The following is a 21,891-nucleotide window of genomic DNA, read 5'->3' as shown; positions in this document are numbered from 1 at the left end:
TTCACGTCTTCCGCCTCCTCCGGCCTGCACGATCGGTGACATCCTCGACCTGCGTCGGGACGCGGGCGGGCACCTGGCCTTCGGCCATGGCATCCACTTGTGCCTCGGCCACCAGTTGGCCCGCGTCGAGATGCGGGGCACCTAAGCGAACGCCGTCACCAAGTCCGTCGGCGGCCCGTACCGTTCCATGGCGTCCGGATGCTCGGCGGTGATCTGCACGACGCGCTCGGTGAGCGGTGTCAGCGCTGCTGTCCCACTCATTCAGAATTGAGGGTGTTTTGTAGGAGGGGCGGTCGGTTCGCCTTACCCGATCCGCTGCAGAGCCTTCTCGCGGCGCTCGGCCACGCTGGAGCCCGACTCCCGGCGCGCCATCCGGCGCAGCACGATCGGCGCGAGGAGCAGGCCGAGCACCGCCCAGGCCCCCAGCATCCCGACGGTTTCAAGATGCCGCCAGGACTCGCCGATCTCGACGGCGGCCGCGCCGTCGGGCAGCAGGGCCGAGCGCATGCCGAGGCCGAGCCAGTAGATCGGGAACGTCTGGGCGATCCACTGCACCCACTCCGGCAGCACCGTGAGCGGGAAGAAGATCCCGGAGATCGCGATCATGCCGAGGATCGGCAGCGTGAGAAGTCCCTGGCTGCGTACGCTGACGAACACCGATCCCAGCACCGCGCCGAGCGGCAGGGTCGCCACCAGCCCCAGCGCCAGCACCCAGGTCAGGGTCAGCCAGGAGCCCGGATCGCCGATCGCAAGGCCGGAAATGAGGAACATGCCGGGAATCAGGAAGATCGCAAGGTCGACGACCAGGCCGCCGGACACCGAGATGATCTTGCCGAGCAGGTAGCCCGCCATTCCGTTCGGCGTCGCCTTCGACCGCAGCAGGGTCCCGTCCTCCCGGTCGGCGGTGAGCTGCTGGCTCATGCTGACCATGGACATCGCGGCGTTCATGCCGAGGATGCTCGGCAGTGCCAGGGCGCCGAGGGAGAATCCGCTCTGCCCGAAGGACACATCCCGCAGGAAGAACACGGCGATCAACATCAACACGGGCCAGAAGAAGTGGTTGAACAGATCCCCTCCGTTGGTGAGGGACTGCCGCAGCTCGATCAGGCCGCGGGACCAGCCCGCACGCCACGCCATCGCGGTCGGATTCACCGGGCCACCTCTTCCGCCTTGTTGGTCTTGCCTGCCTGGCCCGTGCCGGATTCCGCCTGCCGCACCAGGGAGAGATAGGTGTCCTCCAGCGAGGCCCGGCGGACCTCGAGGTTCTCGATCGCCTCGCCGTGCTGCTTGAACAACTCGAAAACCAGCCGGGTCGACTCGGAGCTCGACTGCCGGAAGGTCTGCCCGTCACGAGTCCAGCGCACCTCGTCCTGGCCGGCGATCTGCCGTGCGAGTTCCGCCGTTGTGCCGTCCGCGACGATCCGCCCTCCGTCGAGGACCAGGATGCGGTCGGCGAGTTTCTCGGCTTCGCTCAGGTCATGGGTGGTGAGCAGGATCGTGGTCTCGCCCTCGTCGACAAGTCCTTCGATGAGTTCGTGGAAGCCGCGCCGGGCCACCGGGTCCAGCCCGGCGGTGGGCTCGTCGAGGAACACCAGCTCCGGGCGGCCCACCAGGCCGATCGCCACATCCAGCCGGCGCCGCTGCCCGCCGGAGAGCATCCTGACCTTCTTGTCCGCCTGCTCGGTCAGGCCGACCGCCGCGATGAGCTGCTCCGCGTTCCACGGCCGCTCAATCGACGTGGTGGAGTAGGCGGCGTAATACAAGCCGAGATGCTCCAGCAGTTCACGGACCCGCCATTTGCCGTGGTCACGCCAGGACTGCAGGACAATCCCCACTCGTGCCCGCCAATGCTCGTCGCCGCGTGCCGGATCGGTGCCGAGCACCTCGACCCGGCCCGCCGAGCGCATCCGGAAACCCTCCATGATCTCGATCGTGGTGGTCTTCCCCGCGCCGTTCGGCCCGAGCAGGCACAGCACTTCTCCTTGCTTCGCCTGGAAGTTCACGTCGTGCAGGACGTCGGTCGTGCCGTAGCGCATGCGCAGGCCGCCGACATCGAGCACGACTTGGTTCGTCGCCATCGTCTCGCCTTTCCTGTGGTTGACGCCTCGCGTTGCGGGCGCCTGGAAGTGGTGGTGGGGCCCGGGAGGGTTCTCACGAAACCTTGCCGGGCGGGTTTCCGCCGCCAGGCTCGGCGCGGCCGGATCCGGCCGCGCGCGCGACGCATCGCGGCCCGTTCGAGGGACTCGCCGCGCATCGCCGTGCGGGCGACCGCTGCGGAGCCTGGCCTTGGGGGATGGAACGGCCTCAGCCGTGTCTGCCGGCTACTCGCCCGCGTTGGTGAGCGTCCGCAGGACGCGCGCCTTCAGATCGGCTTGGTCGACACCCGCCAGGGCGAGCGCGCGCGGCACGGTGCCGACCTCTGCTTGCAGGATCCCGAGCAGCAGATGCGCGGGCCGCAGATCCTTCTTGCGGTCAACGGATGTGAAGCCTCGTTCGAGCGCGAGCTTGGCTGATGCGCCCAGCTGCGACGGAAGGTCGGGGGCGCTGCTCGGCCGCGGGAGGTCGAAGGCGGCAGCGGACACGCCGACCGCGTTCAGGCTGTGCTCGAACTCCCGGTTCAGCGCGTCGCGGATCGCTCGATGATCGAGCCCGGCCGAGGCAAGGGCCTGATGGGTGGTGGTTTCCCGCTCGGCGGCGATCGCCAGCAGGAGATGGTGCGCCTCGATCGTCGCCGATCCGTCGGTGTGGGCTTCGCGTGCCCCCTGGTCGATGATCGTGTTGATGTAGTGGTCGATGGCAGCCATCGTCAGCGCCTCCTCAACGTCACGCCGGCGGCGATGAGCCGCTTGGCGTGCTTCTTGTGGACCGCTTGGCGCGTCACGCCGAGCGCCTCGGCGACCTGCGGCCAGCTCCAGCCCCCTCGCATGGCCTGCTCGACGGCGGCGTCCTCTATCTGGTCAGCCAGGCGTCTCAACGCCGCCACAGCCGCCAGCGCATCGGCGGGCTCTTGAGGAACGGGAGTTTCAGCACTGGACATGCAAGCAACTCTAGTTGACTAACTGGGGGTTGGTCAACACGAGTTGCTTAATGCGAGTGACCGCAAGCATCCGGATCCTCAAACAAAACGCTGCGCCGCCGGGTCGAAGCCTGTGATCCTCAGAGTTCTTCTTTACCGGCGTTCCAGGCCCCGGCTGGGGAGGCCATCTCGCCCAGGCCCTGGCTAACGGACCAGCACGACGAAGCGCATCCCGTCCGCCGACGCCACCAGCCCGCCGCCCCAGTCGCCGGTGATGTCGATGCCGCCGCGCCGATCAGCTCGCGGGCGCGCGCGGCGGTTGTGGGCTACGCGTCGGCGAATCGGGATCCGGGCTGCGTATCGAGGTGCCGCTCAACACCGCGCACCCTGCCCGGACGACCTCGCGTGATGCCGCGTTCGGTGAACGCGGCATCACGGGCCAGGCCCGGCCGAGTTGCCGGTCAGGTGTCTCCCGGCCGACCGCGTCATCCCTCTGCCGACAGGACAGGACGCCTTGATCGCGGCCCACGTGTCCTGTTGAACGGGTGTGATGTTCAGTCCGCGTGGCAGGTGAGTCCGGCGGCGGGCAGGGTTCCGTCGCGGAAGTAGGTGTTCACCGCGTTGCCCACACAGGCGTTCGGCAGGCGGCCGAAGATGCCGTGCATGCGCACGTCCTGCAGGGTGACCAGGCGGGAGCCGGACATCGCCCGGTGCAGGTTCACGCCTTCCCGGTAGACGGTGCGGGTGTCGCGGGTGGCTTGGACGATCAGGGCGGGGATGCCGTTGCGCACAGTGGTCCTGGGCTCGCGGGGCGACGGCCAGAACGCGCAGGCGTTGATGTTGTTCGCGTACGGCCCGAACACCGGCTGGCTCGCCCGGCTGCGCCGGATGTTGCGCCAGTACCACTGCGGGTCGCGGGGCACGGCGGCGTCACCGCAGATCACGGCCGCCTGGCCGGACAGGTCCTGGGGCCGGCCCGTGAGCGTGAAGCGCAGTTCGTCGTCGAAGTCCTTGGTCGGCCGGACCGGTTTACCCTCGGCAGCGTCGGCGATCTGCCGGACCCGCGCGGCCAGGTGGGCGTCGTAGCGGGCATCGGGCAGCAGCGTGAACAGCGTCATGGGAAGGAAGTGCTCGTCCAGGAGGTGTTCGCCGATGCGGATCGGCGAGTCGGCCGCCTGCCTGATCAGGCCCTCGACCCGGGCCCGCACCTGTCGGCCGGTCGTGCCGAGGTGGTAGTCGGCGTCGCGGGCCGCGGTCCAGTCCGCCCACTCGTCCAGGGCGGCCTCGTTGATCGGCCCTTGGTTCCTGATCGACCCGGCCATGTACGCGGCCGGGTCGATCGCGCTGTCCAGGACGATCCGGTCGCTGCGATGCGGGAACATTTGGGTGAAGACCGCGCCGAGGTAGGTGCCGTAGGACATGCCGAAGTAGGAGAGCTTCGCCTCGCCCAGGGCGGCACGGACGACGTCCATGTCCCGCGCGGTGTTGCGGGTGGTGATGTGGGCGATCCGGTCCCCCTCCTTGCGCGCGCACCGCCGCGCGAGATCGGCCTGGGTCCGTACGGCGTCGCGGAATCCTGCCCGGTCCAGCCCCGCCGACCAGAGCATGTGCCCGATGGGCCACGCACAGTTGATCGCCGCGCTCCGCCCGATGCCCCGCGGGTCCATACCGATCAGGTCGTAACGGGAGGAGACCTCAGGGGTCATCGCCCCTCGGATGTAGAGCATGAAGTGCAGGCCTGCGCCGCCGGGACCACCGGGGTTGGAGAGCATGATCCCGCGGCGGCGCTTGGTATCGGTGGCCTTCAGCCGCGAGATCGCCACCTTGATCGTACGGGCCTGCGGCTCGGAGTAGTCCAGAGGCACCGTGATCTCGGCGCATTGGGCACCCGCCTGGTCCAGCGCGGCGTCCCCGCAGGCCTTCCACTCGACGGCTTGTTCGTAGAAGCGGCTCAGAGTCTCGGCGCCGGCAACGCCGGTCCCGGTCAGCACCCCGGCTCCCACCGTCAGCGCGGCGAGTACAGCAGCTACCCGTTTCATTCATCGTCCTCGGATAAGGGGAGTTCGCAGGCGCGCCACAGCCTGCAGTTGGATCGACCGAGGCGCGCACCACAAAGGGAATGAAGCAACCGTAGTTGACTAATCCGAATTTAGTCAATCCAAGTTGCTTATCCTTTGACGCCTCGCCAACCTGCCGATTCGGCCATCTGTTCGGGTCCGGCACATGCGTCACGATGTGCCGTCCTGTGACCCCCACCCGAATCGCCTCGGAAGCCGACGGGTCATGGAACCGCTATGCCCCGGGCGACCACGCGCAGTGACCGGCTCAGGAGCCAGACGAGCTGACGTACCCGCGAGCTGCCATCAGCCGCAGGCCCGGGAGCCGCTCAGCGCAGTTCCGCGGGCCACCGACATGTCGCCGCGCTCAACAAGTGAATCGACTCACGCAAAGTGCTTGGCCTCGGGAAAAGGCGCTCGTTTGGGGCTGGTTACACAGGCGTCAACAGCACCCCACCAGACGCGGTTCAGCCCTTGCGCTTCCGGTAGGCGCGCTGCCGGCAGGCTCGCGAGCAGTAGTCCCTCGGCCGGCCCGTGGCAGCGGCGGCAACGGCCTCACCGCAGACCACACACCGACTTTCGTCACGCCTTTCGTCACCAGTTTCGTCACGCACGAGGACCTCAATGCCGTCGAGCACCCGCTGCAGGCCAAACTCAAACGGATCCAACGGCGCGTCGTACCCCCCGTCCAGGTAGATGCGGTTGAGCGTGGGATACCGGTCCAGGTGCGCATAGAGCGAGTCGCGGGCCCCCCACCACTCCTGTTCGCTGACACCGGTGCGCCGTTCGGCGAGCTCGGTCTCCACCACCTGCCGCGCCGCGCTCTCCACGAAGGTGCCGACCATGGTGACCACGGCCACCACCTCGGTGGGAGGCAGCCCGGTCCGCGACACCGTCTCCAGCGCCCACTCGAAGGCCGCCACCGCGTTCGGCCCGGGTACCCGCCGGGCACCGGGCGACTCGATCATCCAGGGATGCCGCCGGTAGAACGCCAGCTGGGCCCGCGCCCACGCCTCCACCTCGGCCCGCCAGCCCTCCTGGGGCCGGATCTCCTCCGCCTCCCCGATCACCTCGTCGCGCATGAGGTCGATCAGCTCGGCCTTGCCCGGGACGTGACGGTAGAGCGCCATGGTGGTGAAGCCGAGACGTTCGGCGATCCGACGCATGGAGACCGCGGCCAGGCCGCCGGCGTCGGCCAGCTCGATCGCGGTCCGCACGATGCGCTCCAGGGTGAGGCCGCGCCCCGGCCTGCGCCCCCACAGCAACTCGGTACTGCGCTCCGGATCCACCATCTTGCCCCCTTCCATGTATATGCTGTATATCAAATGTATACAGCGTATACACGAGAGGACACCTCCATGCTCTTCGTCGATCCGGCGGGAGACGACTCAGGCCCAGGCACGATCGAGCACCCCTTCGCCACACTCGGCCGGGCTCGCGAGACCGCCGTACCCGGCACCGTGGTCAATCTCCGGGCCGGCACCCACCGCCTCACCGAACCGCTCCGGCTCTCCGCCGCCGACTCCGGCGTCGTCTACCAGGCCTACCGCCACGGAACCCCCGAAGCGGAAAAGGTCGTGATCAGCGGAGGCCGGCGGATCACCGGCCGGTTGGACGACGACGGCGTCTGGCGGGCCGAGGTCCCCGGCCTCGCCACCCGCCAGCTCTACGTCTCCGGGCGCCGAGCCGAACGGGCCGCCGTCACCCTCGACGTCATGCCGACCAGGACCGAGACCGGCTACCTCGTCGACGGCACCGGCGCACAGCGCTGGAGCGGGCAGGTGGAATTCGTCTACTCGGGCGTCTACCCCTGGTCCGAGGCGCGGATCCCGGCCTCGAAGATCACCGCCGGGGATGGGGGCGCGACCGTCGTCACCATGGCACAACCCGCCTTCGACTGGGCCACCCGGCTCTACCGGTCGGTTCTCTCCTGGGAAGGCCCCGGCGAGATCTACGGGGTGGACAGCCCGACCAGGGCCGAGAACAGTCCGGCCTTCCTGACCGAGGGCACCTTCGCGCTGAGCGACGGCGTCCTGCACTACCTGCCGTTCCCCGGCGAAGACCTCGACGACGTGGTCGTGCCCGTTCTGGAGACGCTCCTGCACGCCCGGGAAGCCCGCGACGTGGTCTTCCGCGGCATCGTCTTCGCGGAGGCGACCTGGCTGCGGCCCGGCACGCCGGAGGGGTTCCTGCACTACCACGGCAACGGCTATTACGACGGCGGGCCGCTGCAGACGGTGGAGTTCGGGGGCGACGACGGAGGTCATGTCATCGTCCCCGGCGACGCCGTGGCCATGCCCGGGAACGTGGTCTTCGAGAACTGCTCACGCGTCACCCTGGAGAGCTGCCGGTTCACCCGTCTGGGGACGGTCGCGCTGGAGTTCCGCGGCGACGGGACGGACAACGTGCTGCGGGACGCCGAGATCGACGACGTGTCCGGCGGCGGTGTCGTGATCGGTACGGGCGCCCGCGGACACCGCATCGAGAACACCCACATCCACCACATCGGCCGCGACTACCGCGGCTCCCCCGCCGTTCTGCTGTCCGGGACCCGGCACACCGTCCTGGCCCACAACCAGATCAACGACGTGCCGCACAACGGCATCGTGGTCAACGAGGGCCACGCCCCGCAGGTGCTGAACAACCTCGTGCACGACACGATGCAGGTGCTGGCCGACGGCGGCGGCATCTACCTGTCCGGGAATCAGGGCACCTCGGACACCGAGGGAGCATTGGTCCAGGGCAACGTCGTCCGCGACGTGATCACGCCGTACAACTTCGGCCTCTACACCGACTACGGCGCCACCTGGGTCACCGTCAAGGGAAACGTGGTCCACCGGGCCGACAAACCGGCGGTGTTCACCGTCTATCCACCCATGGAGAACGTGACCTACACCGGCAACATCTGGGACGCCGACCCCGGTGAAGCCCCCGAAGGCGTAACCGCCTCCGGCAACACCGTCCTGCCGGCCGAGAAGTTCGACGACGATCCCGCGGTCGCCGACATCGTGGCCCACGCCGGGTTGAAGCAAACCCACTGACGCACCACAGGGCAGGCTCTGAACCTCGGGGGCTCGGAGCTTGCCCCTCCTCCGACCCGCGTCCAAACCCGCTTCACGACGTACGGCCTGCGGCCGCAGGCCGTACCCGAACAATCTCCTTTGACCCCGCCGGCCTCCTCGACTTCTGAGCTCTCATCGTCGTCAAGCCGCTGGAGGCGGCCAATTGAGGTACGGCTGACGCTGAGCGCGATGAAGCTCGACGATGAGACAGACGGCAACGATGATGTAGATGATGCCGACAACGAGCCAGACGGCTACGTATTGGGGCAAGAAGAAGGCGCTCAAGCCTCCCAAGAGCCCAAAAGGAAGCAACGTCCCGCGGATCAGGTGAAAAGTCGAGGCGACATACGCGTCTCCGAAATCGCGTGCTCTGTCGATGAGGGCTCCGGCCACCAGCCAGATCACGGCCAGGGAGAGCGATCGGTAGAGCAAGCCGATCACCGGGTTCGCGGTGAATCCGAAAAGATCGCCGAGCGAGAACACGCAGACGACGACGGCGAGGCGCCTCGCTTGGGTGAACGCGGGGCCCACCACCGATTCCATTCGTGACAGGCCGGAGACCACAAGGGCCCATCCCGCGAAGTCGACCAGCACATCGAATACACCGATACGCAGCGCGAATAACGCGAGGATCAGCCCGATGGCCACTCTCTGGAGCGGAAGCATGACAAAGATATTCTCATCCCGCACCGGATAAGTCCTGAGATTTAGTGAACTGCTCAAATATCGCCCATAGATGGCATGACAAAAGCAACCTGCGACAATTGATTCCATCAAATGGATATCTGGACCATTCAGGGGTTACAGACTGATAACCCAGACAACACGGTCCGGGGAGTCAGCGGCGACGTTCGCCCTGCGGGGGGCGGCGTCCGCCAAGTTCGGCCTGGTACAGCTCGTGCCGCAGGAGGAGCAGGGCGACGTCGTCGTTGAGGTGACCGTCGCTGTGGGCCAGCAACTCGGCCTCCAACCTGGCCGGCAACCCCGCCGCATCCTCGGCGCAGAGCCCGGCTAGCCGGCTCTCAAGGGGGTAGGTCTTCCCCGTACCGTCCCGCGCGTCGATCGCGCCGTCGGTGTACATGAGGAGAGCGTCACCCGGGGTGAAGCCGAAGGTCGTCGGCTCGGAGCCGTTTCCGCCGGTGAGCCGCCACAGCCCCAGGGGGAGCGCCACGTCCAGCACACCGACCGGCCACACCCGGCCGCGACGTACCATCAGCGGAACCGGATGACCGCACACCAGCAGGTCGGCGGTGTCCCGGCCGATCTCGACGAGCGCGGCCGACACGAAGGTCTCATACGACCGGCCCACCCGTTCGGTGACGAACGAGTCGAGCCTGCGGGCCAGCCCCAGCAGCCGGGGCTCGGACGGCGCGAGCTCGCCGAACGCCTTCCGCGCCTCCCCGGCGAGCGCCGCCGCGAGTCTCCCGTGGCCCGTCACATCGGCGATGATCGCGCGGACGCCGTACATCGTGTCGATCACGTCGTACAGGTCGCCGCCGACGGGGGCGCCCTCCGCAGGGGTGTGGCGCGCCTCCACGCACAGTGAACCGCAGCGCTCTGGCATCGCTGGCGCCACGGCTCGCCTCCGGTCCGGAAGGAGTTGCCTCGCATCCCTTATTCAAATCGCGCGATGGAACCGCTCTCTGGAATCGACCAGTGACCAATGGTAACTATGCGTACCATCCGCTGTGGGCCTGATACGCAACGAAGCCGAGGAGAAGCATGGACACGACGGCCGGCAGCCTGCCCACCGAGCTTCCCCGCTTCATCGGACGCCACGAGGAGCTGCACGAGATCGACCGCCTGCTCCGTATCTTCCGGCTGGTGACGCTGACCGGCGTCGCGGGCGTGGGGAAGACCCGTACCGCGCTGCGCGCCGGAGACGAGGCGACCGAGCGGTTCCCCGACGGGGTGTGGCTGGTGCCGCTCTCCCCGCTCCGCGACGGCGCCCTCGTCCCGCACGCCGTCGGGCTGGCGGTCAAGGCGCGGGACCAGACGGCCAGGCCGATGATCGACCTGCTGGTGGAGCATCTCGCCGGACGGCGGTGCCTGCTCATCCTGGACACCTGCGAGCATGTGGTGGGCGAGTGCGCGCTGCTGGTCACCACGCTGCTGCGCTCCTGTCCGGACGTCCGGATCCTGGCCACCAGCAGGCAGCCGCTGCGGGTCGGGAACGAGGCCCTGGTGGAGCTCGCCCCCCTCCCCGCTCCCCCGGAGGAGGCGGACCCGGCCGGCTACGACGCGGTGACGCTGCTGGTCGACCGGGCCCGCCGGCACGTCCCCGGCTTCGCCCTGACCTCGGCCAACGCCGACGCCGTGGCCCGGCTCTGCCGCAGACTGGACGGTTTACCGCTCGCGCTGGAGCTGGCCGCCGCCCAGCTCCGGGACCGTACGGCCGACGAGCTGGCCGGTCGGCCCGGCCCGCCCGCGCACGGGGAGTCGACGGTGCTCGCCCCCCACGGGAGCCTGTGGACCACCATCGGCTGGAGTCACGAGTTGTGCACCCCGGCGGAACGGCTGCTGTGGGCCCGGGTGTCGGTGTTCGCCGCGGGCTTCGACCTGGAGACGGCGGAGCGGGTCTGCGGGGGCGGTCCGGTGCGGGATGTGCCGGGCACGCTGGCGAGCCTGGTCGCCAAGTCCGTCGTGGTCCGCGGCGGCGGGCGGTACCGGCTGCTGGACAGCCTGCGCGAGTACGGGGCCGCCTGGCTGGGCGAGCTCGGGGAGACCCAGGCGCTGCTGACCCGGCATCGCGACCACTACCTGGCCTTGGCCCGCCGCGCCTTCCCCGAGTGGACCGGCTCCGGGCAGGTCGGCTGGTACCACCGTTTCGCCGACGAGTATCCCGACGTGCGGCTGGCCATGGAGACCTGCCTGGCCGAGCCGGGTTCGAGCGCGCTGGAGCTGGCCGGTTGCCTCTGGTTCTTCTGGTTCTCCTGCGAGTATGAACGCGAAGGCCGCGCCTATCTGGAACGGGCGCTCGACCACGACGCCGCGCCGGGCCCGCTGCGGGTCAGGGCGGCCTGGGCGCTCGGCCTTGTGATGATCTTCCAGGGTGATCTTGAGGGGATCGGCCGCTGTATCGGCGAGTGCCGTTCGGCGGCGTCCGATCCCGCCGCGACAGGGGCCGCCGACTACATCGAGGGCACCCACCGGACCATGGACGGGCAGCCCGGCATCGGCTTGGAGCAGCTCGCCTCCCTGACGGTCCGCCCGTGGCGCGAGGGCATCCAGGAGGCCGTCTGGCTGCTGGCCCGAGCCGCCCTGGTGTTCGCCCAGGTCGTCACGGCCTCGTACGGCGACGCGGCTGCCCTGGCCGAGGACATCAGGGCCGACGGGCTACGCCGGGGCGAACAGAAGTTCCACTCCTGGGGGCACTATATGAAGTCGCTCGTCCACTTGGCCGCCGAAGACCACGCCTTAGCCGCCGTGCACGCCCGTACCGCCTTCGAAGGCAGCCAGCAGCTCAACGACAGCTCCAACATGGCGCTCGCCCTGGAAGCCCTGGCCATCGCCGTCACCGCCCAAGGCGACCCCGAGCACGCCGCCGTCCTCCTCGGCACCAGCGGACGCCTGTGGACCCCCTCGGGCGGCCGGGACCGCTTCACCGCCCCCGAAGTCGCCGCGGCCCGCGTCGAATGCGAACAGCGCATCCTCGCCGCCATCGGCAAGGAGTCCATGGAATCCCACTACCACAAGGGCCTCCACTCCACCTGGCCCTGACCTGTGTTCGGCTGACTCCGCGGACTCAAGACGCGCGCCGGTCGCACCGATCAGTGGGATTTGACGGCGAGGACGGGGCAGGGGGCGTCGAGGAGGACGCGCTGGGCGGTGGAGCCCATGATGAGTTTGCCGACGGGGCTGCGGCGGCGAATGCCGATGACCAGCACGGAGGCGGGCAGGTCCGCCGCCAGCTCGACGATCTCCTCGGCCGGGTCCCCGGCGACCTGGCGCAGGTCGAAGACGACCTCCGAATGGTTGAGGATCCGCATGACCCGGTCGAGGTCCTCCTCGGGGGCCAGCCGCGGGTCGGCCGGGATGTCGCCCCTGGCGGTGTTCACCACCACCAGGGGTTCGGCGCGGCGCCGGGCTTCGGAGATCCCGGCGTGCAGGGCGGCTTCGCCCTGCGGGGACGGGACGTAGCCCACCAGGACCGTCATGCGGGCCTCCTTGGCTTGGTGAAGATCGGCAGCCTTCTGAGCAGCGGCCAGAGGAGGATCAACGCGATGATCGCGTAGATCGTGTAGGAGACGGGTCCGCCGATCAGCCCGGACAGCTCGCCGCCGGACAGCTGGAGGGAGCGCCGGCCCTGCAGCTCCGCCCGGGGACCGAGGATGACACCGACGATCAGCGGGAGGACGGGGAATCCGAACCGCCGCATGCCGAAGCCGAGCAACCCCAGGAGCAGGAGCAACACCAGGTCCAGTGGCTTGGCGTTGACCGCGTAGGCCCCCATGGAGGCGAAGAAGAGAATGCCGGCGTACAGGTAGTGGCGGGGGATCCGCAGAAGCCGGGCCCAGGCCGGGGCGAGGGGCAGGTTGAGCACGAGCAGGAGCAGGTTGCCGAGGAAGAGGCTCGCGATCAGCGTCCAGACCAGGATGGGCTCCCGCTCGAAGAGCAGCGGGCCGGGCTGGATCCCGTACGACTCGAACGCGGCCAGCATCACCGCGGCGACCGCCGTCGTGGGCAGGCCGATGGCCAGCATCGGGACCAGCGAACCCGCCGCGGAGGCGTTGTTGGCGGCCTCCGGCCCGGCCACCCCCTCGATGGCGCCCTTCCCGAACTCCTCGGGGTGCTTGGTGAGCTTCTTCTCCGCCGCGTAGGAGAGGAAGGTGGGGACCTCGGCGCCTCCGGCGGGGACCGCGCCGAACGGGAAGCCGAGGGCGGCCCCGCGGAGCCAGGGTTTCCAGGAGCGCCGCCAGTCCTGCCGGCTCAGCCACGGACGGCCGACCGGGATGACCGCGACCGACTTGCGGCGCAGGTGGGCGGCGACCCAGAGCGCCTCGCCGACGGCGAAGATCCCGACGGCGACGACCACCACGTCGATGCCGTCGGCCAGCTCCGGGATGCCCAGGGTGAGCCGCTGCTGCCCGGTCACCCGGTCGATCCCGATCAGCCCGATCACCAGTCCGACGAGGAGCGACGCGAAGCCGCGCACCCGCGAGGTGCCGAGGACGATCGACACCGCGAGGAAGGCCAGCATCATGATCGCGAAGTAGTCCGGCGAGCCGAGGCCGACCGCGAAGTCCACCACCACGGGGGTGACGAACACCAGGGCCAGGGTGGCGAGGGTGCCGGCGACGAACGAGCCGATCGCCGCCGTGGCCAGGGCCTGGGCGGCGCGTCCCGCCTTGGCCATCAGGTTCCCCTCGATCGCGGTGACCACCGAGGAGGATTCGCCGGGCGTGTTGAGCAGGATGGACGTGGTCGATCCCCCGTACATGCCGCCGTAGTAGATCCCGGCGAACAGGATGAACGCCTGGGTCGGCTCCAGCCCGTACGTGATGGGCAGTAGGAGGGCTACCGTCATGGCGGGACCGATGCCGGGGAGCACCCCGACCGCGGTGCCCGCGACCACCCCGATCAAGGCCATGAGCAGGTTGATCGGGGAGACGATGTTGGCGAACCCGTCGAGCAGGTGACTCAGATTCTCCACTAGAGGATCCCCTGCAGAACTCCGGCCGGCAGGTTGACGCCCAGACCGATCGCGAATGCGTAGAAGGTGCCGAGGGAGAGTGCCCCCGCGATCACCAGGCCGCGCACGTGGTGCCGGTTGCCGAGGGCGAACGCCGAACCCCAGAACAGGACGGCGCCGCTGATCACCCAGCCGAGCGGCTCGATCAGGGCGGCGTTGGCCAGGAAGAAGCCGACCAGGAGCAGCACGGTACGCCGGTCCACCGGGGTGGTCAGGTCGACGTCCTCACCCGCCTCCGGCTCCCCCCGCCCGCCGCGCGCCACGTCCACGGCGTAGATCACCGCCGTGACCAGCAGCGCGATCCCCAGGATCACCGGTACGGGCCGTGGCCCGATCGGGTCGTTGCTGCTGGTCAGATGGGTGATCCGTAGGGCGTCGAAGATGACCGCGACACCGGTCAGGGCGAGGAACGCGCACACGCCGTACTGTGCGCGGTCCTTGCCCCGGATCTCCTCCGCTTCGAGGGTCACGTCAACCCGAGTTCGCTAAGGATGGCGGCGACGGCCTTGTCCTGTTCCGTGAGGTACGCGGCGAACTCGTCACCGGTGATGAAGGAGTCGGTCCAGCCGCGCTTGGTCAGTTCGGCCTTCCACTGCGGGGTCTGGTGCATCCGGGTGAAGGCGTCGATCCACATCTTCTTGTCGGCGTCGCCGATCCCCGGCGGGGCGACGATTCCCCGCCAGTTGGTGAAGACCAGGTCGATGCCGGCGGCCTTCAGGGTCGGCACGTCCTTCAGCACGTCGATGGGCTGCTCACTGGTGACCGCGAGGACCCGCACCTGCCCGGCCTCGACCTGGTCGAGGAACTCGCCGAAGCCGCTCGCGCCAAAGCCGATCTTGTTGCCCAGGATCGCGGGCAGCAACTCGCCGCCCCCGTCGTAGGAGACGAAGTTGACCTGCTTGGGATCGATCCCGACGGCCTTGGCCAGCTGCATCGGCAGCAGGTGGTCCGGCCCGCCGGGTGAGGAGCCGCCTCCGACGGTGACCTTCTTCGGGTCCGCCTTCCACGCCGTGACCAGATCCCCGATGGTCTTGTACGGCGAGTCCTTCGAGACCACGATCGCGCCCGCCTCCTCGATCAGCTTGGCGATCGGTGTGGTCTGGGGCAGGGTCGCGGAGGACTTGGCGGAGTAGGAGGCGCCGACCACACCTAGGCCCATCTGCATGGCCAGCTTGCCGTTGCCCTTTTCGTTGATCGTGCGCTGAAGGCCGACGGTGCCGCCGGCCCCGGGCAGGTTGAACACCTGGATCCCCGAAGCGATCTTCGCTTCCTCCATGACCTTGGCGGCGGTCCGGGCCGTGGTGTCGTAGCCGCCGCCCGGGGTGTTGGGCACCATGATGCGCAACCCGGTGAGTGACCCGCCGGCCGCGCTCGGCGCCGTACCGGGCTCCTTGGCCGCGGTCGCCCCGCAGCCGACCGCTCCGAGCAGGGACAGCGCCGCCACGAGGGCGGTGAGACGAATTCTCATGGGCGTCTCTTTCACATTGACGAGTCCGGCGCCATGATTGTGCGGACCCGGCAACGTACCGGTCACCCTTGTGTGACCAGCGGAGATAGAGTTCATTGTGGTCGTAAAGCGCCGTCAGCCTACCCTCGCCGGTGAACTGCTGGTCCTTCAGTTCGCCATCGTCGTGGTGGTTCTGGCTGCCGTGGGTGCCATCTCCCTGACCCAGTCCGCGGCGACCTTCGACCGGGTCGAGGGCCGCCGGGTGACCGCCTTGGCCGAACAGCTGTCCTGGAATCCGCTCGTACGCGAGCAGCTCGAACAGCCCGCCCCGGCCGAACTGCTCGCCCCCTTGGTGCACTCCACGCTGACCCAGTCCGGGGTTTCCTCGGTGACGATCGCCGACGTCCGCGGAAAGATCGTCAGCTCCACCAACACCACGATCATCGGGATGCCGCTGCCGCTGGGGGATCCGGGGGTCGCGGAGGCGCGGGGCTGGACCGGCTATCTGCTGATCGACGGGGAGCAGGAACTGTCCGCCCAGGTCCCCGTGCTGGACGCCTCCCCGGATCACCACGGCCGCCACGTCGGCACCGTGATGATCGGCATGGCCGCCCCCACCGCCTGGCAGCGGCTGGTGGGCGCGTCGTCCTACCTGGCGATCTACCTGGGTGTGGCCAGTGTGCTCGGCGGCATCGGTTCCTGGCTGCTCGCCCGGCGGATCAAACGGCAGACGCTGGGCATGGAACCGCGGGAGATCGCCGGGCTGACCGAGCACCGGGAGGCGATGCTGCACGGCATCGCCGAAGGCGTGGTGGCGCTCGACCCCCAGCTCCGGCTCACCCTCGTCAACGACGTGGGCCGCAGGCTGCTGGACCTCCCGGAGCACGCCGTGGGGATGAGCCTGGCCGCCCTCGGTGTCGAGGGACGTCTGCACGACGTGCTGGCGGGCGACGGCGAAGCCCGCGACGAGATCGTCATCCATCGGGGCCGGGTGCTGGTGATGAACCGGATGACCATCGTCAAGGACGGGCGTGGCCTGGGTACGGTGACCACGCTGCGGGATCGGACCGAGCTGGCCCAGCTGGAGCGGGAACTCGGCTCCTTCCGCAGCTCCACCGAGCTGCTGCGGGCCCAGGCGCACGAGTTCGCCAACCAGCTGCACGTCATCTCCGGTCTGATCCAGACGGACGAGCTGGGCGAGGTGGTCCGCTACATCCGCGCCCTGCGCCACCACCGGGAGTCCTTCGATCTCCGGCTGTCCAGCCTGATCCGCGACACCGCCGTGGAGGCGCTGCTGATGGCCAAGTCCTCCCTGGCCGCGGAGCGCCGGGTCCGGCTCCGCGTGTCGGAGCGGAGCTCGCTGGACCGGCTCGACCCCGTGGACGCCGCGGATGTGGCCACGGTGACCGGCAACCTGGTGGACAACGCCATCGACGCGGCCTGTACGGGCGACGCCGGGGATGGGGCGTGGGTCGAGGTGGAGCTCCGGCAGGACACCTCCAGCGTGGAGATCGTCGTACGGGACTCCGGCCCCGGCGTCGCCCCGGAGCTCGCCCAGGAGGTGTTCACCCGCGGCTTCACCACCAAGGCCGCCCAGGAGGGGCAGCGGGGCATCGGCCTGGCGCTCACCCAGCTGGTCTGCCGCCGCCGGGGCGGCGAGGTGGCCGTGACCAACACCGCCGACGGTGCCATGTTCACGGCGCGGATTTCGGTGGGCAACCCCACCCGCGAGCCGACGGAGGCGTCCCGGTGATCGATGTGCTTGTCGTGGACGACGACTTCATGGTCGCGAAGATCAACAGCGGATTCGTCCGCAAGGTCGAGGGCTTTCAGGTGATCGGTGTCGCGCACTCGGGTGAGCAGGCTCTCGCCGCGGTCGGTGACCTCCGCCCCGACCTCGTCCTGCTCGACCTCTACCTCCCCGATCTGTTCGGGCTTGAGGTGATCAACCGCATGCGCGCCACCGGGCACGACTGCGACGTCATCGTGATCAGTGCGGCGCGCGAGATCGAGACCGTACGGCGCGCGGCCCGCCGCGGGGTGGTGGGCTACCTGCTCAAACCCTTCGAGTTCGACGATCTGCGGGTACGGCTGGAGCGCTACGCCGCACAGCGCGCGGGCCCGGGCGACGGGGTCATCCACAGCCAGGCCGACGTGGATCGGCTCCTGGCCGGCGGCGGACCGTCCGCCGCTCCGGCGCTGCCCAAGGGCATGAGCGTGGAGACCGTGAAACTGGTCAAGCGCGCACTGGCCACCACGGACGGGACACTGTCCGCGACCGAGTGCGCCACCCGGGTCGGCATCTCCCGGGTGAGCGCCCGCCGCTACCTCGAACACCTCACCGCGATCGGGCAGGTCGTGGTGTCCCTGCGTTACGGCTCCACCGGACGCCCCGAGCGTCGCTACCGGTGGCACCCGCCGAAGTGACCCCGTCACGACACGCCCCGCGTGTTCGGTGGAACCGGCGTTCCGTACGGTCGGCGAGACGGCTTCGGGTGGTGAAGGAGAGGACGCCCACGACAGGCCACCACGTGCGAGGCGGACATCGACAAACGTTCCCGGCGTCGGTGGCGGGGAGCCGCCGACGGCCGTGACCCCCACGACCACCCCCGACCATCATTTCGTATATCATGATACGATCGAATCAACTACGATAGTTTCATGAGCGAGAGAAGACGGATCAAGCGCTGGCTCATCCTCACCTGCACGATCGTGCTGACTGCCGTGGGTGCCGTGGTGTGGGTCGAGGTTCAGCACGACTTCGGCTTGCGGGAGAAGTGGGTGACCATCCCGGGTCCGAAGCAGCCGTTGAAGGCGCTGCTCGCGATGCCGGAGGAAGGGAAGGGCCCACGGGGCCTGGTGGTCTTCGCCCATGGGGATGGCCCTATGGAGGCCACCGGGGACGAGTTCTACCGGCCGATCTGGGAAGCGCTCGGACGGGCCGGATACGCGTCGCTGTCCTGGAACAAGCCCGGCGTCGACGGCGCACCGGGGAACTGGCTGGACCAGAGCATGAGCGACCGCAGCGCAGAGGTCGACGCGGCGCTGGACTGGGCGAAGAAGCAGCCCGAGATCGACCCGGCCCGGCTCGGCCTGTTGGGGTTCAGCCAAGCCGGCTGGGTGTTGCCGAAGGTGGCGGGGCATCGCGCAGATCTGCGATTCATGATTCTTACAAGCCCGGCGGTCAACTGGTTGCGCCAGGGTGAGTACTACCTGAGTGCCAAGCTCCACGATCAGGGCGCATCAGCCGAGCAGCTCAGCGCGGAGCTCCGCCGGCAGGCCGCCCGGACCCGCCTCATGGAGAAGGCGGCGAGCTACGACGAGTACCTCGCGTCCGGACTGAACAACCTGCCGATGAGCAAGGATCGGTGGCGGTTCGCACTCCTGAACTTCCGGGCCGATGTCACGGACCAACTCCCCAAGGTGCGCACCCCCACCCTTCTCGTCCTGGCAGACCACGACCGGAACGTCGATGTCGAGGACACGGAGGCCGCCTACCGCGCGGGTATCCCCGCCGGCCTCCTCACCGTCAAGAACCTGATCGGCGCCGCACACAGCTCGGCAAGGCACGAGCTGGACCCCGACAGTACCTGGGCCCTGATCACGGCCGTTGCCGCGCCCCGGTCCCTCTTTGCCCCCGGCTACCTGGACACGCTCACGGCATATGTGAAGGAGCACGGACGGTAGCCCTGCGACGGCACCCGGTGCTCTCTCGCGTTCGCGGGGGAGCACCCCGTTCAAGAACTCCTTCGGCAACGTGACCGGCCACCCGCGGGTACGGAACGCTCCGCCTCGGGCGGTACCGCACCTGCCGACCCACCACCTGTCGAGGACACGGTGGTCACCGACGCAGCGGCCCGGACAGCCGGCAGGTGATCTTCTCCGCTTCAAGGGCATCGCCGCCACATGCCTGGCGGTACTGCCGACACCCTGTAAGACCGACGTCACCGTATCTTGCCAAGTGCGGTGGCGGCTGTCATCGGGCCATACGATCGCAATCTTTCTCCGACAGGTGAGTCCACAGATGGAGGCTGCGGCATGGACGTGCACGTCCCTACCCGAATGCTCGTCGAAGCGCTGGTCCGCGCCGACCTCACGGTCGACGCCGGTGAGCTGTACACGATCGGCGAGCTGCTGGGCATGACCGACCAGCAGGTGCGCCTGTGTGTCAAACGGCTGGTGGCGGAGGGGCGTTTCGTCCAAGAGGGGCGTGGGCGCAAGGCAACCCTGCGTGCCACCGGCCACACCGAGCGGTCGCTGGGGCTTAACGTCGAGTTCGTCGTCTATGCCTACCGGCAGGACGCCGGCCTGGCCCCCTGGGACGGCGTGTGGCATCTGATCGGCTTCGCCGTGCCGGAGAGCTCCAGGACCGGCCGCGACGGCCTGCGTGCCGCGATCATCGCTCTCGGCGGGGCGCCTGTCCACGGCGGCCTGTATGTCAATGCCAACCCGTGGGAACCGTACGTCGAGGAGCACGCCCGTCGGCTCGACGTCCTCAACTACGTGACCTTTCTGACAACCCGTGATCTACGTCGCGGTGAGCAGGACGACCCTGTCGTTTTGGCCCGGACCCTGTGGCCGCTGACCGAGATCGCCGAGCGCCACCACCGGCTCGCCGCGGTCGCCCAGGCCCGGCTCGACCGGCTGCGCGACACCCGGCTCACCGAGGCGATGCGGTTGACCATCGCGGTGGAACTGGCCGCCGAGTTCGCCCGCGCGATGGAACCCGACCCGCTGGTGCCGCCGGAGTTGCTTCCCCAGCCCTGGCCCGGAACCCACGCCCGCGAGTTGTTCGCACGCTGCTGGTCACTGTTGGCGGAACAAGCCGATGCCGACAAGGGCGGCATCCGCCTGTTCCGCCATTACGGGAGACTGGCCCACATGTGATCGTTGAAGCATCCTGACCAAAAACGCCGTGCCCGACGCCTGTCGCCGCACTCGGCCGTACCGGACGATCACCTGCGCCCGAGGGCATCGCGAAACCCGCCCAGCGGTCCGTTTCGCGCTCCGCCGCATAGAGGGACCAGCCGGGCGCCACCGATTTCCGTGCTGTACGGCGGCACGCGGGCTCACCGGAGTACGCGATCCGGGACCGCCGGGGCGGCTCAAAGCCGGGGAGCACGGACACGCCCCAACAACTCCAAAACTGCCATACATCAACAAACTGCCCATATCTCCCTGATATGCGTGCCGAAGTTTTTCGGATGCGCACCGTGATTTCAATGACAGACGGCGCCGCTACGTGGACCGATTTCACTTGCCCAAACGCTCGATTGGTAACTCCGTCCATACGACGTGCTGTCAATACAGTTGTCACAAAATATTTCGACAAATTGTGAAACTTCAACACACGTTCGTCGATCACGTGGCAAGCTGACCACCACTTCAGCCCCAGGAGCCCCATGCCTTGATCGGTCGGACGACCGTGACGGGTTCCGCCGCCTCATGCGCGCCGCGCATCAGGCGGGTGACCGGGTCACCGGGTGGTCGCCTTCGCGCCATCCACACCGACCCGGATCTTGATCGCCGGCGGGTGCGTATACCTGTCGGCCTTTGGAAAGGATCGACATGAGACTGAAGCTGATGGTGGTCGCCGGCTGCATGGCGTTGCCCGGCCTGCTGCTCACCGGCGCGACCGCCGCGGCCGCCAACCCGGCCACGCCGTCGCCCTCGACGACGCCGTCCCCGCCGCCTTCGGCCACGCCGAGCGCCCCCGGGCACGAGAACGACCCGCCGAACGAGGTCGCATCAACCGAAAGCTACTCCACGTTCAGGTCGTCCCCGGGTTTCCAGCTGCCCTTCCCCTGCGGCCAGGCCTGGGCCGGCAACAACAGCGGGAGCAGCGCCCACCGGGGCTACGAACTCGACTTCAACCGGGGTAACACGGCCTCCGCCGACCTCGGTGACACGGTGGTCGCCGCCGCCGCGGGCAAGGTGGTCATCTCCTCCCACCAGGGCTCGCAGAACGGCTTCGGCAACCTGGTCAAGATCGACCACGGCGGTGGCTGGACGACGTTCTACGCCCACCTGAACGTGCGCTCGGTCAGTGCCGGCGACACCGTCGCGCAGGGCCAGAAGGTCGGCACGGTCGGCAAGACCAGCAGGCCCGGCAACAACATCTCGCCCCACCTGCACTTCGAGGTGCGGCAGGGCGCGGGCTACCCCGGCAACATCCGCAAGGCCGTCTTCAACGGGGTCACCTTCGGGTACCCGATTCAGACCGTGACCTCGAAGAACGCCTGCAGCGGCGGCGGGGGTGGCGGCGGTGGCGCCAACCCGCACACCCCGCAGTCGGTCTGCGGCAACGGCTACCGGGTGGTCGACTCGGCCGCCCTGGGCGCCGGCGGCACGGTCTACCTGATGTACAACTCCGCCAACCGCAACAACTGCGTCACCACGATCAAGAAGAACTCGCTCGGCAAGGCCACCGCCGTCGGCGCGTACCTGGAAGTCAAGGGCAAGCCACGCGTCACCGACAACGGCAACTTCACCTACTTCGCCGGACCGGTCCGTGCGGCCGCTCCCGGCAAGTGCGTCAAGTGGGGCGGCAAGGCGGGCACGGCCGTCTACAACAGCCCGTTCGAGCACTGCGGCTGACGTGTGCCGGATTCTTCGAT

Annotated in this window: 19 protein-coding genes; 7 read left to right on the top strand and 12 right to left on the bottom strand. The window is 68.8% G+C overall.

Translation table 11 applies throughout. From position 1 onward, the window contains the following. Positions 1 to 303 precede the first annotated feature (303 nt). The 6 genes from RUR_RS12405 to RUR_RS12380 form a co-directional block, all read right to left on the bottom strand. On the bottom strand, positions 304 to 1,152 hold the full coding sequence (locus RUR_RS12405; protein ID WP_283135147.1) for an ABC transporter permease: 849 nt from the start codon (positions 1,150 to 1,152) through the stop codon (positions 304 to 306). Beyond that, positions 1,149 to 2,078, bottom strand: coding sequence for an ABC transporter ATP-binding protein (locus RUR_RS12400; protein WP_283135146.1), 930 nt, complete (start codon positions 2,076 to 2,078; stop codon positions 1,149 to 1,151). Before RUR_RS12400 ends, RUR_RS12405 begins: the two co-directional genes overlap by 4 nt. A gap of 243 nt (positions 2,079 to 2,321) precedes the next feature. Next, positions 2,322 to 2,804, bottom strand: coding sequence for a Clp protease N-terminal domain-containing protein (locus RUR_RS12395; protein ID WP_283135145.1), 483 nt, complete (start codon positions 2,802 to 2,804; stop codon positions 2,322 to 2,324). A 2-nt stretch (positions 2,805 to 2,806) separates the two neighbouring features. Next, a complete protein-coding gene (locus RUR_RS12390; protein WP_283135144.1) occupies positions 2,807 to 3,037 on the bottom strand; it encodes a hypothetical protein in 231 nt (76 codons plus the stop codon). 533 nt (positions 3,038 to 3,570) lie between these two features. Then, positions 3,571 to 5,055, bottom strand: a complete 1,485-nt coding sequence (locus RUR_RS12385) for an alpha/beta hydrolase (RefSeq protein WP_283135143.1) — start codon at positions 5,053 to 5,055, stop codon at positions 3,571 to 3,573. Positions 5,056 to 5,540: 485 nt separating this feature from the next. Further along, positions 5,541 to 6,380 (bottom strand): TetR/AcrR family transcriptional regulator, encoded by an 840-nt coding sequence (locus tag RUR_RS12380; protein WP_283135142.1) that lies wholly within the window; start codon positions 6,378 to 6,380, stop codon positions 5,541 to 5,543. A gap of 51 nt (positions 6,381 to 6,431) precedes the next feature. Between RUR_RS12380 and RUR_RS12375 the strand changes: the two genes are divergently transcribed. Continuing rightward, positions 6,432 to 8,114 (top strand): right-handed parallel beta-helix repeat-containing protein, encoded by a 1,683-nt coding sequence (locus RUR_RS12375; protein WP_283135141.1) that lies wholly within the window; start codon positions 6,432 to 6,434, stop codon positions 8,112 to 8,114. Positions 8,115 to 8,276: 162 nt separating this feature from the next. Here RUR_RS12375 and RUR_RS12370 read toward each other — a convergent pair whose 3' ends face one another. Both RUR_RS12370 and RUR_RS12365 read right to left on the bottom strand, forming a co-directional pair. Beyond that, the gene (locus RUR_RS12370) at positions 8,277 to 8,783 is read right to left on the bottom strand and encodes a hypothetical protein (protein WP_283135140.1); all 507 of its coding nucleotides are present in this window, start codon (positions 8,781 to 8,783) and stop codon (positions 8,277 to 8,279) included. Positions 8,784 to 8,973: 190 nt separating this feature from the next. Next, entirely contained in the window at positions 8,974 to 9,699 is a 726-nt protein-coding gene (locus RUR_RS12365; protein ID WP_283135139.1) for a PP2C family protein-serine/threonine phosphatase, read from the bottom strand. A 158-nt stretch (positions 9,700 to 9,857) separates the two neighbouring features. On the opposite strand from RUR_RS12365, the gene RUR_RS12360 reads away from it, so the two are divergent. Next, positions 9,858 to 11,855: an ATP-binding protein gene (locus tag RUR_RS12360; protein ID WP_283135138.1), complete on the top strand. Its 1,998-nt coding sequence runs from the start codon at positions 9,858 to 9,860 to the stop codon at positions 11,853 to 11,855. Positions 11,856 to 11,905: 50 nt separating this feature from the next. Here RUR_RS12360 and RUR_RS12355 read toward each other — a convergent pair whose 3' ends face one another. The 4 genes from RUR_RS12355 to RUR_RS12340 are packed head-to-tail and all read right to left on the bottom strand — an operon-like array spanning position 11,906 to position 15,295. After that, positions 11,906 to 12,292 (bottom strand): universal stress protein, encoded by a 387-nt coding sequence (locus RUR_RS12355; protein ID WP_283135137.1) that lies wholly within the window; start codon positions 12,290 to 12,292, stop codon positions 11,906 to 11,908. Next, a complete protein-coding gene (locus RUR_RS12350; protein ID WP_283135136.1) occupies positions 12,289 to 13,788 on the bottom strand; it encodes a tripartite tricarboxylate transporter permease in 1,500 nt (499 codons plus the stop codon). Before RUR_RS12350 ends, RUR_RS12355 begins: the two co-directional genes overlap by 4 nt. Then, a complete protein-coding gene (locus tag RUR_RS12345; protein ID WP_283135135.1) occupies positions 13,788 to 14,297 on the bottom strand; it encodes a tripartite tricarboxylate transporter TctB family protein in 510 nt (169 codons plus the stop codon). Before RUR_RS12345 ends, RUR_RS12350 begins: the two co-directional genes overlap by 1 nt. Further along, positions 14,294 to 15,295 carry a Bug family tripartite tricarboxylate transporter substrate binding protein gene (locus RUR_RS12340; RefSeq protein WP_283135134.1) on the bottom strand — a complete coding sequence of 334 codons (1,002 nt, stop codon included), beginning with the start codon at positions 15,293 to 15,295 and terminating at the stop codon, positions 14,294 to 14,296. The genes RUR_RS12345 and RUR_RS12340 overlap by 4 nt, the downstream gene beginning before the upstream one ends. A gap of 97 nt (positions 15,296 to 15,392) precedes the next feature. Between RUR_RS12340 and RUR_RS12335 the strand changes: the two genes are divergently transcribed. From RUR_RS12335 to RUR_RS12315, 5 genes are all read left to right on the top strand, one after another. After that, positions 15,393 to 17,027, top strand: coding sequence for a sensor histidine kinase (locus RUR_RS12335; protein WP_283135133.1), 1,635 nt, complete (start codon positions 15,393 to 15,395; stop codon positions 17,025 to 17,027). Then, a complete protein-coding gene (locus RUR_RS12330) occupies positions 17,024 to 17,701 on the top strand; it encodes a response regulator (protein WP_283135132.1) in 678 nt (225 codons plus the stop codon). Before RUR_RS12335 ends, RUR_RS12330 begins: the two co-directional genes overlap by 4 nt. 234 nt (positions 17,702 to 17,935) lie before the next feature. Next, entirely contained in the window at positions 17,936 to 18,961 is a 1,026-nt protein-coding gene (locus RUR_RS12325) for an alpha/beta hydrolase family protein (RefSeq protein WP_283135131.1), read from the top strand. A gap of 351 nt (positions 18,962 to 19,312) precedes the next feature. Further along, positions 19,313 to 20,161 carry a PaaX family transcriptional regulator C-terminal domain-containing protein gene (locus RUR_RS12320; protein ID WP_283135130.1) on the top strand — a complete coding sequence of 283 codons (849 nt, stop codon included), beginning with the start codon at positions 19,313 to 19,315 and terminating at the stop codon, positions 20,159 to 20,161. A 681-nt stretch (positions 20,162 to 20,842) separates the two neighbouring features. Then, the gene (locus tag RUR_RS12315; RefSeq protein WP_283135129.1) at positions 20,843 to 21,871 is read left to right on the top strand and encodes a M23 family metallopeptidase; all 1,029 of its coding nucleotides are present in this window, start codon (positions 20,843 to 20,845) and stop codon (positions 21,869 to 21,871) included. Positions 21,872 to 21,891: the final 20 nt, after the last annotated feature.

This window comes from Rhizohabitans arisaemae, from assembly GCF_025996515.1.
GTDB classification, from domain to species: Bacteria; Actinomycetota; Actinomycetes; order Streptosporangiales; family Streptosporangiaceae; genus Rhizohabitans; species Rhizohabitans arisaemae.
Note: the sequence above shows the minus strand (reverse complement) of the source record. Positions and strands in the feature narration are given on the sequence as shown.